A 13286-nucleotide genomic window follows, 5' to 3' on the forward strand; every position below is an offset into this window, starting at 1 on the left:
AGCCGAGCGCAAGCCCGCGGCTCGCCTCCCTGCTTGCCCCCCTTCACGTCACACGGAGCCGGAAGTCCGTACACGTGAAGTCTTCGGAAAGACTTGGATGTCCCCCGTTTCGAGTTCTTTGACACCATGTCCGGCATGGACACTCGTCGCTTCACTCCATCCAAGGCCCTGCCACGCGTGCTCGCGGCGCTGTTGCTGCTCGCCACGCTCGCCGCGCCACCGGCGTTGGCCGCCAGCCCGAAAGGCCCCGGCTTCTACAACAACCCGTTGAAGCCGAAGCTCCCCCAGGGCGGGGTCATCGAAAGCTGTGCCGATCCCACGGTGCTGCGCGGGCAGAGACAGGGCGATCCGTACTGGTACATGTACTGCACGACGGATCCGCTGAACGACAAGGACCTCGACGCTCAGGGGAAGTTGGTCTTCCACAGGCTCCCCCAGATGCGGTCCCTCGACCTGATCAACTGGGAGTACGTCGGCGATGCCTTCCAGTCGCTGCCTGGCTACGCCGTCAGCAACGCGGGGCTGTGGGCGCCGGACGTCATCTACTCCTCGGCGCACGACAAGTACTATCTGTTCTTCGTCGTCACCGACACGACCACGACGACGTGCACGGGCGACAGCGCGATCGGTGTGGCGACCAGCGACAGCCCCACCGGGCCGTGGAAATTCTCCGACGAGCCCGTGGTCGGCCCGCGCAAGGACACGGCCAAAACGGAGCCCTGCGCGTTCCTCTGGACCTTCGATCCAGACGTCCTAGGTGACTCCGTCGGCGCGGAGAGTGTCTTGTACTACGGCAGTTACTCCGGGGGCATCTTCGCCAGGACGGTCACCTTGACCGCCGAGGGTGCATCCGTGGGCACCGACGAAACGCTGATCAGCATTGGCAACCGCTACGAAGGCGCGAACGTCGTCCTCCGCGACGGCTACTACTACCTGTTCGGATCGGCGACGAATTGCTGCAACGGCGCGCTGACCGGCTACAACGTCTTCGCCGGGCGGTCCACCCGTCCGCTCGGGCCGTTCGTGGATCGCGAGGGAAACTCGCTGCTGGACACGCGGACCGGCGGAACACCCGTCATCAGCATGAACGGCAACCGTTGGGTGGGCACCGGGCACAACACGGTGTTCCAGGATGCGGCGGGTCAATGGTGGACCATCTACCACGCCGTCGATCGCTCCGACCCGTTCTTCGAATCGGCGACAGGCTTCACCAAGCGGCCCGCGCTGTTGGACCCCTTGGACTGGATCGACGGGTGGCCAACCGTGCGCGGTGGCCTCTGGGCTTCGGACGGCAAGATGCCCGCGCCCGCGGCTCGGGCTGGGTGGAAGTCCCGCTACCGGACGAAGCTGGCGCAATCGCACGTCCCCGGGAACCGCATCGCGGCGGCGACGGACATGTTCGACGGGACCGCGCTGAGCGGCTCGTGGTCGTGGGTGCGTCCGCCAGACTCGAGCACGTACGCCGTTGCCGATGGGACGTTCCGCTTCCAGGTGCGGAACGCCGACCTCCACCTCGACAGCAACAACGCCTCCCTGCTGACACGCCCGGCGCCCAAGGGCGACTACCTGGTCGAAACCAGGGTGCGCCTCGACGTGCCGGACGAGGGCTGCTGTTTCAACCACGCGCAGGCCGGCCTGGTGATCTACGGCGGCGACGACAACTTCATCAAACTGACGAACACAGCCATGTGGGAGACACGCCAGACGGAGTTCACCAAGGAGCTGGCGCCGGTGCCGGCCGGCTGGGGGCGCCAGGGCAACACCGTCGTCGGCCCCCCCTCGAAGGACTGGACGTACCTGCGCATCGCGGTCGAGCGCCTCACGGGCGAGGCGCGCCGCGCCGCTGGCGGCGACACCACGGCGTACACCGCGTACACGAGCCAGAACGGCGTGGATTGGGTCCGCGGCGGAACCTGGACGCACTCGTTGAACAACCCGCGCATCTCCCTCGTGGCGATGGGTGGGGGCGGCGACTTCACCGCCGAGTTCGACCATGTCCGCGTCTACGCGCTGCGGTCCGGCGGACGCGCACGGCGGTGACGTCCAGAAAGGGTGCCGGACGATTCGCCGTCCCGGCCGTTCATCTTTTTCTTCGGTATGGCGTTTCGCAAGGAAAACGGATATTCCCCGTTTGAGACGAACGGCCCACGTGGTGGTGCCAGAGGAGAAGACAATGACAAGGAGCTCCCTATCGGGCGTGCTGCTGGGACTGTCCGTGGCCGCCGGCCTCGTGGTTCCCAATGTCGCGCAGGCCTACGCCGCGCCCCTCGTGCGTGTCCCCTTCGTGGGCCGTGCGTGGACGACCGGCGCCAGCATCTGGGTGGGCACCTCGGCGTCCTTCGGAGACGCCGCCGGTGAAACGCTGACCCTGCGCGCCCGGGAGGCGACCGCCTGCGAGACCTGCTGGGTGGCCACGGTGCAGATGACGGATTCGGGAACCGGCGGTGGCTTCCGCTCCTGGAAGGGCGCCTTCGAAGGACTGAAGCCCAACACCCGGTATCACTATGGAATCTTCGCCTCGGGCTTCACGGGCGAGCGCGGTGGCTTCTATTTCAGGACCGAGCCTGCCGGGCCGGCGCGATTCAAGGTCGGTGTCGCGTCCTGCATGAACGGCGCGAATGCGCCGAGCCAGCCCTCGTGGGACATCATGCACGAGCAGCTCAACACGGGAGAGCCCAACATCCAGTTGCTCGTGGGGGACAACATGTACACGACGGAGAACCCCCCCTCGAAGGACCACTACTGGTTCAAGTACTTCCAGCAGCGCGCCGTGCCGGAATTCACGAACGTCTTCCGCGCCTTCCCGACCTTCGCCGTCTGGGATGACCACGACTATGGTCCGAACGACGAGGATGGCACCTTCGCCCAGAAGGACGTGGCCCGCGAGGCGTACGCGAACCTCTATCCCCACCCCCCGTTCGCCGGCGACGGCATCTACCACCGGTTCAACTGGGGCGGCGTCGAGTTCTTCATGATGGATGACCGCTGGGGCCGCGACTGCCCCAGGTCCATGCCCTCGGGGTATTCGCCGAAGATGTACGGCGCCACGCAGTTCGGCTGGCTGAAGAGCGAGCTGCTGGCTTCCAAGGCGACCTTCAAGGTGATTGTGAATGGCTCCACGCTGGGCAACAACTGCTGGGGAACCCAGAAGCAGGCGCTCTTCGACTTCATCACCGCCAACAAGATTGGAGGCGTGCTCTTCGTGACGGGTGACATCCACCGGAGTCTGCTCACCGATCGGACCCCCGCGGGGGGCTACCCCCTGTATGAGCTGATCTCTTCCGGGATTGGTTCGCCCAGCACGCCCGCCGAGTACAGCTTCGGCATCATGGAGTTCAACACGACGCTGGCGGACCCCACCGTCACGCTCAAGGTCATCCAGAACCCCGAGAAGCGCTCGAGCATCTCGGGAGCGGGCGTCACCGTCTCCACGAAGACCCTGAGGCGCTCGCAGCTGCAGAACTGAGGACGGCCCGAGCGGGATTCACTCGGCCCTGGGGCTCTCCAGCATCAGCTCCAGGTCCGGCGCGGGCACCTCCACCTCCACCTCCCGCATCGGGTGGCCGAACTTCTCCACCCGGAGCCAGGCGCGTCCCGGCACGAGGCCCGGCAGGGTGAAGCGGCCCCGGGCATCCGTGCGGGTGCTGCCCACGCTCGTTCCGTCCCCCGTGAGGACCACGTCCGCCTGGCCCACCGGCACGCCCCGCGCGTCCCGGACGCGGCCGGACAGCGTGAGGCCCTCTCGCAGCACCACCGGGACAGGCAGGGTCTCCTCGTCCCACGCCTCCACCGGGACGGGCTCGGACGTGAGGTAGCCCGGGGCACGCACCTTCGCGAGGTAGCGGCCCGGAACGAGCCCCCCGAAGTGGACGCTCCCCCGGGCGTCCGTGCCTTCCTCCCGCACCGTCTCCCCGCCCCCCAGGGAAAGGGACACGCTCGCCTCCTCCACGGGCTCCCCGCGCGCGCCGAGCACCTTCACGGACACCGCCGCCGCGGGCGCCAGGGAGAAGCTCCAACGGCTCGGTCCGCGGCAGCCGGAGCTCTCGCGTCACGGAGAGGTACCCTGGGCGCTCGACGCGCAGCGCATACGTGTCCTCCGCGAGCCCACGCACTTCGAAGCGTCCATCCGCGCCCGTGAGCACCTCCTCCGCCCCGCTCCGCCCGGGCCCCATGAGGTGGATCCGCGCGCCCTCCATTCCCAGCCCCTCGGGCCCCAGGACCCGGCCCGCGAGCACGCTCTCCGGCGGCAGCTCGATCTCGACTTCCGTCCCGGGGCCCGCGCCCACCTCGAGGACCCGTTGCACGGCCCCATGGCCCGGTGCCCGGACGAGGAGGACATGGGGGCCCGGCATCAACGGAGCGGCCCGGAAGTGGCCCACGTCCTCCTCGCGCCAGACGGCCTCCGGTGCGGCCGGAGACTGGACGCTCGCGCCCTCGAGCAGCCGGCCCGAGCGCGCCTCCACCACCCGGACGCGGAGCCCGCCCGCCGGCTCCAGGGAGATGTCGAGCCCCGAGGTGTCCTCGCTCAGTGGCTCGATGGCCCGCTCGCCCACGCCCGTGGCGCTCTCGGCGAGCAGCTCGGTGCGCCCGCTGCAGTCGAGCCCCTCCAGCACGAAGCGGCCCGCGGCGTCGGCCCGGACCTCCGGCCCTCCCCCGCGCGGCCACACCCGGGCCCCTGGCGCGGCGACGCCGCGCTCGAGCACCCGGCCCTCCACGCGCAGCGCGCAGGGCAGCATCACCGTGACGGGCCGGGATGCGGGAACGAGCACCACCCGTTGGCCATGGCCCGCCGCGCGGGCCCACACGCCATGGCGCGCCTGGGGGAGCAGCCCCTCCACCTCGAAGGCGCCCGTCTCGTCGCTCTCCACCTCCGTCAGGCGCCGCACGGGCGCCAGGCTCACCACGGTGACGCGGGCCCGGGCCACGCCCCCCGCCACGTCCACCACCTGGCCCAGCAGGCGCACCCCGTCCGTCACCACCAAGCGCACCTCGGAAGGGCCCGGATGCACGTCCAGGGCGAGCGCGGCGGGCCGCCCTCCCACCTCGGCCAGCAGGTGGTAGCGGCCCTCGGGGACCCGCAGCAGGAAGTCTCCGTCCGGGCCCGTGGCGGTGGTGGCCCGAGCAGGCGCCTCCCAGGCTTCCGCGGCCACATGCTGCTCCAGGCCCTCCCGTGTCAGGGCGGGCCCGGCCTCGAAGGCGAGCACATGGGCCGCCACGGGCAGGCCCTGGGCATCCTGGACCCACCCGCGCAGCGCGGCGCGCTCCTGGGCCTCCGGGACCGGCGCAGAGGCCTCCGGGCCCGTACCGGCGGCCCGCGTCGTCGCGGAGGCCCTTCGCCCCTCCGTGCCGCCGGGCGCGAGGGCCAGGAAGAGCCCCAGCAGCAGGAGCACGGCTCCGCCCGCGACAAGCCTGTACCTCATCGGAAAAGCCCCTTCCCGGCGCGTGCCAACCCCAAGCCTCGGTTTTCAACCGGCGAAAACAGGCTCTCAGCGAGCCCGCCCGCGCAGCTCGCTCCACGCCTCGTTGAGCCGGCGCGTCTCTTCCGTTGCCAGCGCCTGGAGCTTCGGACCCAGCTGCGCCACCTTGTCCGGATGGTACTGGGTGATGAGGGCGAGGTAGACCCGTTTCACCTCGGAGAGGGGCGTGCCCGGAGCCACGCCGAGCACCTCCCACGGGCTGCTGGGGGGAGGAACGTCCCGGGCCGCGGGAGGCTCGTCTTCGCCCTCCGGCGCGTCTTCCGGGACGGGAGAGGCCCCGAGCGCCTCTCCACACGCCGAGCACAGCAGCAGCTCACGTACGCCGGGGCCACCGGCCTTCGGCAGCGTGTAGTCGCCGAAGCATTCGCCACACACCATCCCTCCGCAGTGCTCGCAGCGCGCGGCGCACTCCGCCTCCTCGAGCGGTGCGCCGCACTCGAAGCAGTCCTCGGGCAGCGGTGCCTCTTCGCCACACGACACGCAGAAGGCCCAGGTGGGCTCGAGCTTCGCCTCGCACTCCACGCATGCGGGCGCGTCCGCCGCCTGAGAGGGTTGCCAGCGCTGCGCCGCCGCACACCAGGGGCAGTACGGCATGAGCCAGGCCACCCGCCCCTGGCACTTCCGGGAGCGGCAGTCGAAGGCGAGTGCGTAGCCCTCGGCGGTGTCCCCCGGCTCGTTGTCCTCACCGAAGGATTCGCCGCAGGCCCAGCAGCAGTTGAAGGCCAGATGGGAGGGCGCTCCGCACGCATCGCACACGGGGTTGTCGTGCTCGGCCTCCCAAGCCAGCTCGGCGCCGCAGGTGGGGCAGCACCGCATCCACCGCACCGCGTGGGGATGCGCGCAGGCCGCCTGCTTCGCCCGTCTGCGCCGCCCCGGTGGCTCGGGGAAGGACGGCTGCTCACCGCGCGCCGTGGAAGCCTCCCACAGACAACTGGCGCAGGCCTTGCCCCGGGACGCTCGCGGGGTGGGGCCGCCGTTGGGGGGCGGGCCCGGGTGCAGGCAGGCCTGGCACACGGCCTCACCACACACCTCGCAGTCCCCCGCGAGGCGGCGGCCACCGAAGCCCAGGAGGGCAGGCGTCAGGACCTCCTGGCAGCACGGGCACGCGGGCATGAGGGGCGCAGGATAGCAGCGCCCCTGGGCCAGGCGATTTCTCGCTCACCGCACATCCCCGCTCCAGTGGCACCTCCCGGCGGCGCGACTGCTCGGGGCTCAACACCCCGCGCTCCGGGGTGACCCCCGCGCTGTACACGAGTCGTCTGACACCTTCGCCGGGGAGCAGATACTTCTCCGGCAAATGGCCATCGGAGGGTATGAGGAACGCCCATGAGCGACGAGCGCACGCCTTCCGAGCCCGAAGTCATGGAGCCCACGTTCTGGCGGAAGAACGGCTGGACGGCCAGGGTCATCAAGAACGAGGACGACGACGGCTGGGCCGTGGAAATCCGCAAGCAGGGGATCGCCGAGCCCGTCCTCATCAGTCCGTGGGTGATGGGCCGCGACAAGAAGAACCCCAAGCCCTTCGATGCGACGGCGTTCGCGACCTTCGTGAAAACGGCCTCGGAGGTCCTGGACCGCTCCGCGCGGCAGCGCGACCAGGCCATGATCAAGAAGCTCTCCATCGCCTGGGAGGGCCGCTGGTACGAGGTTCGGCTCGAGCTCGTGGCCGATGAGTATGAGCCCCACGCGCTGCTCTCGGCCGTCGACGACGCTGGCGCGACCGTCGCGAAGCATCGCGTGCCCGTGAACTTCAAGTTCAACAGAGACGTCGCCAACGAGTGGGTACGCGGCGGCTTCTCCGAGCCCTGAGTCAGGTCCCGGGCACCCCTCCCCTTCTCCGGAATCCAGACGCGGCTAGCGCGCGCTGCCCGCCGGGGCCCCGAGGCGCTGCTCATAGGCCTCCAGCGTCCGCTTCCATGCGGGCCGTGCCTCACAGCGCTCGCGGTAGGCGGAGACCCGGGGGAAGCCGTCGAGCACGCCCGCGTTGCGCACCTCGCGCAGCACCGTGGTCATCAGGATGTCCGCCACGGTGAACGCCTCGCCGGTGAGATACGGACGCTCCCGAAGCCAGCCCTCGAGCGATGTCAGCGCGCGCCCGGCCCACTGCACCAGCTCGGGACGCCGCTGCGGGCCGGTGGGATCGGCGGCGCCGAACAGATCGATCATCACGATCTGGAACAGCGGGGGCTCCAGGGTGTTGAGCGCGGCGAAGCACCAGCGTGTCACCTCGGCGCGGCCTTGGAGATCCGCGGGCATCAATCCGCCCGTCTTCTCCGCCAGGTACAGCAGGATCGCGCCCGTCTCGGTGAGCACGAAGCCGTCGTCCTCGAGCACCGGCACCTGAGCGAAGGGGTTCAGCCGCCGGTACTCCTCGCTCCTGGTTTCCCCCGCGGGATGATCCACGCCGTGCACCCGGTAGGGCACGCCCAGCTCCTCGAGCGCCCACAGGACGCGCAAATCGCGCGTGAGACCCACTACCTTCGAGTTGACGCGGCCGAAGCCGTAGACCGTGAGCATTCCAGCATTGTTGATGCCGTGCCCGCCCGCTGTCGAGGAGGTGGGCCGCCACCGCGAGCGCTGTCGTGAACCTCCGAACGCCAACGCCGCCCCCCTGGGTCCCGAACCCAAGGGGCTCCGCCCTCCCCGAAGGCCTGGCGCGGCCGGCCCCCGGCTACTTGCGGTTGCCGCGCATCTTCGGCGGCGGATTCTCCACGAGGAAGGGGTTGGACGGCTTGCCCGCCTTGTGGGCCTTCTTGGCGGCCGCGGGCTTCGCCTTGGAGGCCGCGGACTTCGCCTGGGTGCTCGCTGCCTTCTTCTCCGTGCTCTTCTTGTCGTCGGTCGGCATGGTGTCCTGAGGTGTGATGAGGGTGTCCAACGTAGCTCACCCGCGCCCCTCGAAGACGCGGAAGAACTCCCGGGGGGCGCGCTTCTTGCGCAGACAACGCGTGGCGTCGCTCATGTAACAGAGGGAGAAGCCGAGCCGCCGGTGCCCCTCGCGGCTCGGGCCCGAGCGGTGCCAGAGCTGGTTGTGGAGCAACACCGCCTCGCCCGCCTGGACTGGCAGGGAGACGGCACGCTCCTCGGCTCTGTGCGCCAGCAACTGCTCCTCCGGAATGACCCCGCCCATGGGCCGCGCGAGGCCCTGACGATGACTTCCCGGAACCACCTCGAGGCAGCCACCGTCCGCCGGGGCGTCGTCCAGCGCGGTCCATATCTGCAGCTCCGGCTCCTGGCTCAGTCCCCAGAGCGTTCCACCATCCTGGTGCCAGCGGATGGCGCCGCCCCCCGGCTCCCCCTTGTTGAACAGGATGGCGCGGTAGAGGACGATGCCGCCCGGGATGCGCGCGCGCGCCACCCGCTCGAACAGCGGGTTGGAGAGCCACGCGAGGAAACGCTCGTCCTTCTCCAGCCGCTCGATCTTCCGGTAGGCGAGCGAGGGACCCCGCCAGCCGAGGCCCGCGTCCTCGTACTGTCCCGTCTGGGCGTCCATCTGGAAGAAGAGCCCGGGGTCGGCGACGCGCCCGAGCATCAGGTCCTCCGCGCGCTCGCGCAACGCGGTGAGCCCGTCGTCCCCGAGCACGCGTCCGAGCGGCGCGTAGCCCTCGGTGTCCAGTCGCGCGAGCGCCCCGCTGAGGTCCATCCGCTCGGCTCCTGCTCGTAACACCGTCACCTCTCACTGCTCGGGGATGGGACCCTGAGCTTCCGCACCGTCTCCTGGTTCCGCAACAGCCGCAACCTCAACACACGCGGACGCGGGCAACTTCCGCGAGCCAGTCCTCGAACAGCTCCCAGCCTGGCCCGCGTGAGCTACTTCGCGCTGGAGCCGTGGTACGTCTTGCGCAGCTTCAGGGCGGGCACCTCGACCCTGCCACTCTCGTCTTTTCCGGTGGCCCAGAGCGAGCGCCTCCAGGCCTCGCCGCCGTGGCCATCCGTCAGCCCGTTGAAGACGGAGCCGGCGATCAGATACCGGAAGACCTGGGGGGCGTTCTCGGAGGTCAGCGTTCCGTGCTGCTGCATGCGGCCCCAGACCAGGCAGTACTGCCGCAGGGCCGCCCAGGCGCCGTTGCCATACCGGGGACTGGCCAGCATCCAGACCTCGATCTGCGGACACGTCTCGGAGTCCATCTCCTCGCCGCACTTGTAATTCATCGCGGTGCAGACCGCGTCCGCCCACGACTCGTTCAACGTCATGTCGAACTGTCCGAAGGGCCCTGGCAGTGAGGACGGGCGGAAGCGCCGCATCTGCAGGGCGTCGTCCTCGGTGAGCGTTGGCGCCATGAAGGCCTTGGGCTCGGGGAGGGAGAGGCTGCCCACGTCGAGCGGCCCCACGCCCGCGTCCAGCACGTAGCCCCCCCACGTGTACATGAGGAAGAGGGACCAGGCATCCTTGACGAAGGCCCGGTACGACGTGGGCGTCCCCCGCTCGAGTCCCCACGCGAGGATGTCCGTCATGGCCTGGACGGCCCAGTCGTCCGACTTCTTGTACCAGTAGTACCACCGGTACGCGGTGCTGGCCGCGCCCGTCAGGAACGACTGCATTCCCCGGACGGTGACGTTCTTGCACCCGGAGAAGTCCCGCTGGTACGCCGCGACGTGCTCGTCGAGGCACCAGAAGTAGAGGTTGACGGACTTCCCTTGCACCCGGGTGCTCGTGCGCTTGGGGTCGGCGATGTCCCGGTTGCGATCCGCCGGAGGTGCGCCGATCCAGGTGTAATGGACGTCCATGCGCGGGGGCTCCTGGTGAGGGGGGAGCCATACTCTATACCGGTTGTCAGATCTCCCGCGTCATGAAGACGCTGAAGGGGTCGTCGGTGTAACCGTCGAACGGGCCGCAGCGGACGAAGCCCGCGCGCTCGTAGAGCCGGAGCGCGGGGAGGAAGGCCGCGGACGAGCCCGTCTCCAGCCACAGGCTTCGTAGGCCCCTCTTCCCGGCCTCCGCGATGAGGTGCTCGAGCATTGCCTTCCCGACCCCACGGCCGAGGAAGGCGTCAGCCACGCGCATCGACTTGAGCTCGCCGCGCTGGGCGTCGAGGCGCTTGAGTGCTCCGCAGCCGGCGATCTCCTCCCCGAGCCAGGCGGACCAGAACGTCACGTCGGGTCGCCGCAGCTTGTCGATGTCGAAGGCGTGCACGCTTTCCGCGGGAGAGTTCGCATGCATGCCGGCGAGGTGCCTCGCGATCAGGGCGCGGGTCGGTTCACCGGAGAGGTCGTCGAGGTGGAACCTCAAGGGCAGGCGCATGGGCAGGTCCAGAAGGGGCAACGGATTCTACTCCGTACCGCGAGCCAGTCCTCGAACAGGACCGAGTCCTGCGAGGAGCATCTCCGGTGAACCTGTTCCTCCTCCTGACCCTGCTCACCGCCGCCCCTGTCGAGGCGACTGGCACGCCCTGCGATCCCGTGGAGGGTGCGCCCGACGACGGCGTTCCCTCCCAGCCCGCGCTCGTCCGCTGGGCCCGGAGTCATCTCGGCCCGGAGGCCGCCCGCCTCGTCGGCACGCTCGATTGGGACCAGCTCTCGTGGTCCGGCTCGGAGGGGCGCTATCTCCTATGAGATGAGAGTACAGACAAAACCTAGCAGCTCGGCCCCCTCACAGCATCTACGGGCACACTCCCGATCATCGCTCTCCACTGCTGTTCCACCCAAGCTAGCCAGTCGGTCAACCAGGCGGCCTGCCTCATCCACGGCGAGGCCACCATCCACCGAGAGCAAGTGAACCAGAGATTCCCGATTCGCGTTGGGTCTCTGGCCAGTGAAATAGAGTTTCGGTCCCTTCACGGCTGCATAGAGTCCGATACCTGCACCGAGTTCGCGCACCCGTTTCGCGACCATTTCATTGGAGACCTCGACCATCTCCACGGGCCGAGCAACAATCGAATCCACGATCCGCTTGGAAGCACCAAGCGATAGCTTGAGTTCACGACGAAGAAGATGAACGAGATCCACCGAGCGCGGATCGTCCTTCCAGCCAGAGAATACGAGTTGAATGGGGCTCATTTCACACGGACTCGAATTGGACGAGGCGTGTGACCGGGGCGCGCTCCGGTCGTTCGCATCGCACCTTGAATGATGACTTCGCTTGCACCACGTGATCGCCCGAACTCACGGATAATCTCACCCATTTCCTTCAAACCGCTTGTTCCGGCGCCTTGACCTTGAATGTGGGCCTGCTCAAGCGTGATCGTCCCCTCATTGATTTCGATGTTGCCCATGATTCGAATTTCGCCATTCTCGCCTTCTGCAACGATCTCAATCACCCCCTCCTCTTCCGTGACCTCAGTAATCCTCGGTCCAATCTTCGCATCTTCCTGCTCCTTGGTGTTCTCATTGAACAGCGACGTGAACGATTCCGTTTCAGGCACGGGCCGCGTTTCAGGCACGGGCCTTACCTGGGGACGGCCCCTCTTCTCCGCGTAAGTATCCAACGCCTCTTTGATGGCGAAGCCCACCACCACCACGCCCGCGACGATCACCGTCCCCACGATGATCTCCGGCGCCGCGAGGACGCAGACACCGAGCCCCATGGCAGCGGCGCCCGTAGAGGCCACCGCGCATCGTCCCATGGTGTCGTGAAACTCGAGCCGGTCGTGGTCGAGGGCATGAAAGCACCGCTCCGCCAGCACGGGCCAGGGCTCGGAAGCTTCGCGGACGGCGCAACGCCCCCCATCCGTCCACGGCAGCGTCGCTGCTCGCTGGAGATTGGCGCGCCTCGGGTCCTGGGCCGCTGACTTTCCTGGGCTCGGCACTGATGTAGCGCAGGCTGAGACAAAGAGCAGAAGTGCGATGCACGCTCGAAAGCGCATGGCCACGTCCTCCAATCGATTCAGGACCTGTAGGGTCTTGGCGGGGCGGCTCGGAGTATGAAAGCGCGCCCTGACATCCACGGACGCACGCAAGGGGAACGTTGTGCAGAGACAGAGCGACCGCTTGCCCGTAGCTGGAGGGGGGCCAGGAAGGGTGGCTCGGGATGGAAAAAGAGAGAGGCGCCCGGCCAGAGCCGGACGCCTCTCACGAACTTCGCCGAACCGGATGACCCGGCCGAGCTACGGGCAGATCTTGGTGGTGATCGTTCCGTTCACGTCGTACCCCGTGCCGGCCTTGGCGAGAAACCCAAAGGTCACCGAGGTGTCGGTGAGTTGCGTCACGTTGATGATGCCGTCGACCGAGATGTTGTTGCTCGAAGGAGGCGTCACGAAGGTGATCGTCTGATTGTCGGGGGAGCTGAAATCGGTCAAGGACAGCTTGAGCGAGCGCCTGCCGAGCTCCGCGGGCATCGTCCAGAGGAGGTAGCCGGCGGTGGAGCCCTCAGGCGGAAACTGCGCGCAATCGGCCACCGGCTCCGAGAACAGCCGCACGCTCAGCTTCGAGTCGCTCTTCGAGACGGTCGCGTGGGTCATCGTCCACGGAGTGCCCGCGAACGTGCCGGACGGTGCCTCGGGCTTGATGTCGTCCGCCCGGTCATGGGCGGGGCCGCCGCACGCTCCGAAGATGACTGCGGCTGCCAGAATGACTCCACATCGTGCCAGGGTCTGCATGAGTGCTGCCTCCAGTGAATGGGTCGCAGGTAGACGGGCAGGCGAGCGAGATATTCAACACTTGTTCGGTGCTGTCCGCCTCCGGGCAAGCGGTCGGGCGCGATGACGCCCCTTCACGCGGCGCAGGTGAATGGGTGCAGATTGGTGGCGACTTTACCTTCGCCTCCGACCCGTCCGCCGTCTCCATGTCCCCGTTACCAAGGAGTGGTCCAAACCACGGTGCCGCTACAGCTCCCGCTCGAGTAGCAACCGCGCGGAGCGCGTAGAGGCCGGCGTT

Annotated in this window: 14 protein-coding genes and 1 pseudogene; 4 read left to right on the top strand and 11 right to left on the bottom strand. The window is 68.5% G+C overall.

Features of this window, described 5'->3' with window-relative positions; all coding sequences use genetic code 11:
- Nucleotides 1-126: 126 nt before the first annotated feature.
- On the top strand, nt 127-2040 hold the full coding sequence (locus tag ACN28I_RS22740) for a family 43 glycosylhydrolase (RefSeq protein ID WP_420944053.1): 1914 nt from the start codon (nt 127-129) through the stop codon (nt 2038-2040).
- A gap of 133 nt (nt 2041-2173) precedes the next feature.
- Entirely contained in the window at nt 2174-3466 is a 1293-nt protein-coding gene (locus ACN28I_RS22745) for an alkaline phosphatase D family protein (RefSeq protein ID WP_420944054.1), read from the top strand.
- 18 nt (nt 3467-3484) lie between these two features.
- Here ACN28I_RS22745 and ACN28I_RS22750 read toward each other — a convergent pair whose 3' ends face one another.
- The 3 genes and pseudogenes from ACN28I_RS22750 to ACN28I_RS22760 form a co-directional block, all read right to left on the bottom strand.
- The gene (locus tag ACN28I_RS22750) at nt 3485-3985 is read right to left on the bottom strand and encodes a carboxypeptidase regulatory-like domain-containing protein (protein WP_420948696.1); all 501 of its coding nucleotides are present in this window, start codon (nt 3983-3985) and stop codon (nt 3485-3487) included.
- A 46-nt stretch (nt 3986-4031) separates the two neighbouring features.
- Nucleotides 4032-5420: pseudogene (locus ACN28I_RS22755) on the bottom strand (carboxypeptidase regulatory-like domain-containing protein); the annotation flags it as partial.
- Nucleotides 5421-5486: 66 nt separating this feature from the next.
- On the bottom strand, nt 5487-6590 hold the full coding sequence (locus ACN28I_RS22760) for a J domain-containing protein (protein ID WP_420944055.1): 1104 nt from the start codon (nt 6588-6590) through the stop codon (nt 5487-5489).
- A gap of 213 nt (nt 6591-6803) precedes the next feature.
- On the opposite strand from ACN28I_RS22760, the gene ACN28I_RS22765 reads away from it, so the two are divergent.
- On the top strand, nt 6804-7286 hold the full coding sequence (locus ACN28I_RS22765; protein ID WP_420944056.1) for a hypothetical protein: 483 nt from the start codon (nt 6804-6806) through the stop codon (nt 7284-7286).
- A gap of 45 nt (nt 7287-7331) precedes the next feature.
- Here the strand turns inward: ACN28I_RS22765 and ACN28I_RS22770 are convergent, their stop codons facing one another.
- The 5 genes from ACN28I_RS22770 to ACN28I_RS22790 all read right to left on the bottom strand — a co-directional run bounded on the left by ACN28I_RS22770 (nt 7332) and on the right by ACN28I_RS22790 (nt 10716).
- A complete protein-coding gene (locus tag ACN28I_RS22770; protein WP_420944057.1) occupies nt 7332-7994 on the bottom strand; it encodes a glutathione S-transferase family protein in 663 nt (220 codons plus the stop codon).
- A 154-nt stretch (nt 7995-8148) separates the two neighbouring features.
- Nucleotides 8149-8322 carry a hypothetical protein gene (locus ACN28I_RS22775; RefSeq protein ID WP_420944058.1) on the bottom strand — a complete coding sequence of 58 codons (174 nt, stop codon included), beginning with the start codon at nt 8320-8322 and terminating at the stop codon, nt 8149-8151.
- A gap of 36 nt (nt 8323-8358) precedes the next feature.
- Nucleotides 8359-9117, bottom strand: a complete 759-nt coding sequence (locus tag ACN28I_RS22780; protein WP_420944059.1) for a phytanoyl-CoA dioxygenase family protein — start codon at nt 9115-9117, stop codon at nt 8359-8361.
- A gap of 167 nt (nt 9118-9284) precedes the next feature.
- A complete protein-coding gene (locus ACN28I_RS22785) occupies nt 9285-10202 on the bottom strand; it encodes a hypothetical protein (RefSeq protein ID WP_420944060.1) in 918 nt (305 codons plus the stop codon).
- A gap of 46 nt (nt 10203-10248) precedes the next feature.
- Complete coding sequence (locus ACN28I_RS22790) at nt 10249-10716, bottom strand: GNAT family N-acetyltransferase (RefSeq protein WP_420944061.1); 468 nt, start codon at nt 10714-10716, stop codon at nt 10249-10251.
- Between the two features lie 86 nt (nt 10717-10802).
- Between ACN28I_RS22790 and ACN28I_RS22795 the strand changes: the two genes are divergently transcribed.
- A complete protein-coding gene (locus tag ACN28I_RS22795; RefSeq protein WP_420944062.1) occupies nt 10803-11027 on the top strand; it encodes a hypothetical protein in 225 nt (74 codons plus the stop codon).
- On the opposite strand, the gene ACN28I_RS22800 is transcribed toward ACN28I_RS22795, so the two are convergent.
- The 3 genes from ACN28I_RS22800 to ACN28I_RS22810 all read right to left on the bottom strand — a co-directional run bounded on the left by ACN28I_RS22800 (nt 11022) and on the right by ACN28I_RS22810 (nt 13009).
- Nucleotides 11022-11471, bottom strand: coding sequence for a hypothetical protein (locus ACN28I_RS22800; protein ID WP_420944063.1), 450 nt, complete (start codon nt 11469-11471; stop codon nt 11022-11024). The two genes, ACN28I_RS22795 and ACN28I_RS22800, sit on opposite strands and share 6 nt — an antisense overlap.
- Complete coding sequence (locus ACN28I_RS22805) at nt 11468-12097, bottom strand: hypothetical protein (protein ID WP_420944064.1); 630 nt, start codon at nt 12095-12097, stop codon at nt 11468-11470. The genes ACN28I_RS22800 and ACN28I_RS22805 overlap by 4 nt, the downstream gene beginning before the upstream one ends.
- A gap of 420 nt (nt 12098-12517) precedes the next feature.
- A complete protein-coding gene (locus tag ACN28I_RS22810; protein ID WP_420944065.1) occupies nt 12518-13009 on the bottom strand; it encodes a hypothetical protein in 492 nt (163 codons plus the stop codon).
- Between the last annotated feature and the right edge of the window lie 277 nt (nt 13010-13286).

The sequence above is a fragment of the Archangium gephyra genome, assembly GCF_049060025.1.
In the GTDB taxonomy this organism is placed as follows: Bacteria; Myxococcota; Myxococcia; order Myxococcales; family Myxococcaceae; genus Archangium; species Archangium gephyra_A.

Excerpts from the sequence above, each read along its gene's own strand:
- ACN28I_RS22740 (WP_420944053.1), top strand. The coding sequence starts at position 127 with ATGTCCGGCATGGACACTCGTCGCTTCACTCCATCCAAGGCCCTGCCA.
- ACN28I_RS22745 (WP_420944054.1), top strand. The coding sequence starts at position 2,174 with ATGACAAGGAGCTCCCTATCGGGCGTGCTGCTGGGACTGTCCGTGGCC.
- ACN28I_RS22760 (WP_420944055.1), bottom strand. The coding sequence starts at position 6,590 with ATGCCCGCGTGCCCGTGCTGCCAGGAGGTCCTGACGCCTGCCCTCCTG.
- ACN28I_RS22765 (WP_420944056.1), top strand. The coding sequence starts at position 6,804 with ATGAGCGACGAGCGCACGCCTTCCGAGCCCGAAGTCATGGAGCCCACG.
- ACN28I_RS22770 (WP_420944057.1), bottom strand. The coding sequence starts at position 7,994 with ATGCTCACGGTCTACGGCTTCGGCCGCGTCAACTCGAAGGTAGTGGGT.
- ACN28I_RS22775 (WP_420944058.1), bottom strand. The coding sequence starts at position 8,322 with ATGCCGACCGACGACAAGAAGAGCACGGAGAAGAAGGCAGCGAGCACC.
- ACN28I_RS22780 (WP_420944059.1), bottom strand. The coding sequence starts at position 9,117 with ATGGACCTCAGCGGGGCGCTCGCGCGACTGGACACCGAGGGCTACGCG.
- ACN28I_RS22785 (WP_420944060.1), bottom strand. The coding sequence starts at position 10,202 with ATGGACGTCCATTACACCTGGATCGGCGCACCTCCGGCGGATCGCAAC.
- ACN28I_RS22790 (WP_420944061.1), bottom strand. The coding sequence starts at position 10,716 with ATGCGCCTGCCCTTGAGGTTCCACCTCGACGACCTCTCCGGTGAACCG.
- ACN28I_RS22800 (WP_420944063.1), bottom strand. The coding sequence starts at position 11,471 with ATGAGCCCCATTCAACTCGTATTCTCTGGCTGGAAGGACGATCCGCGC.
- ACN28I_RS22810 (WP_420944065.1), bottom strand. The coding sequence starts at position 13,009 with ATGCAGACCCTGGCACGATGTGGAGTCATTCTGGCAGCCGCAGTCATC.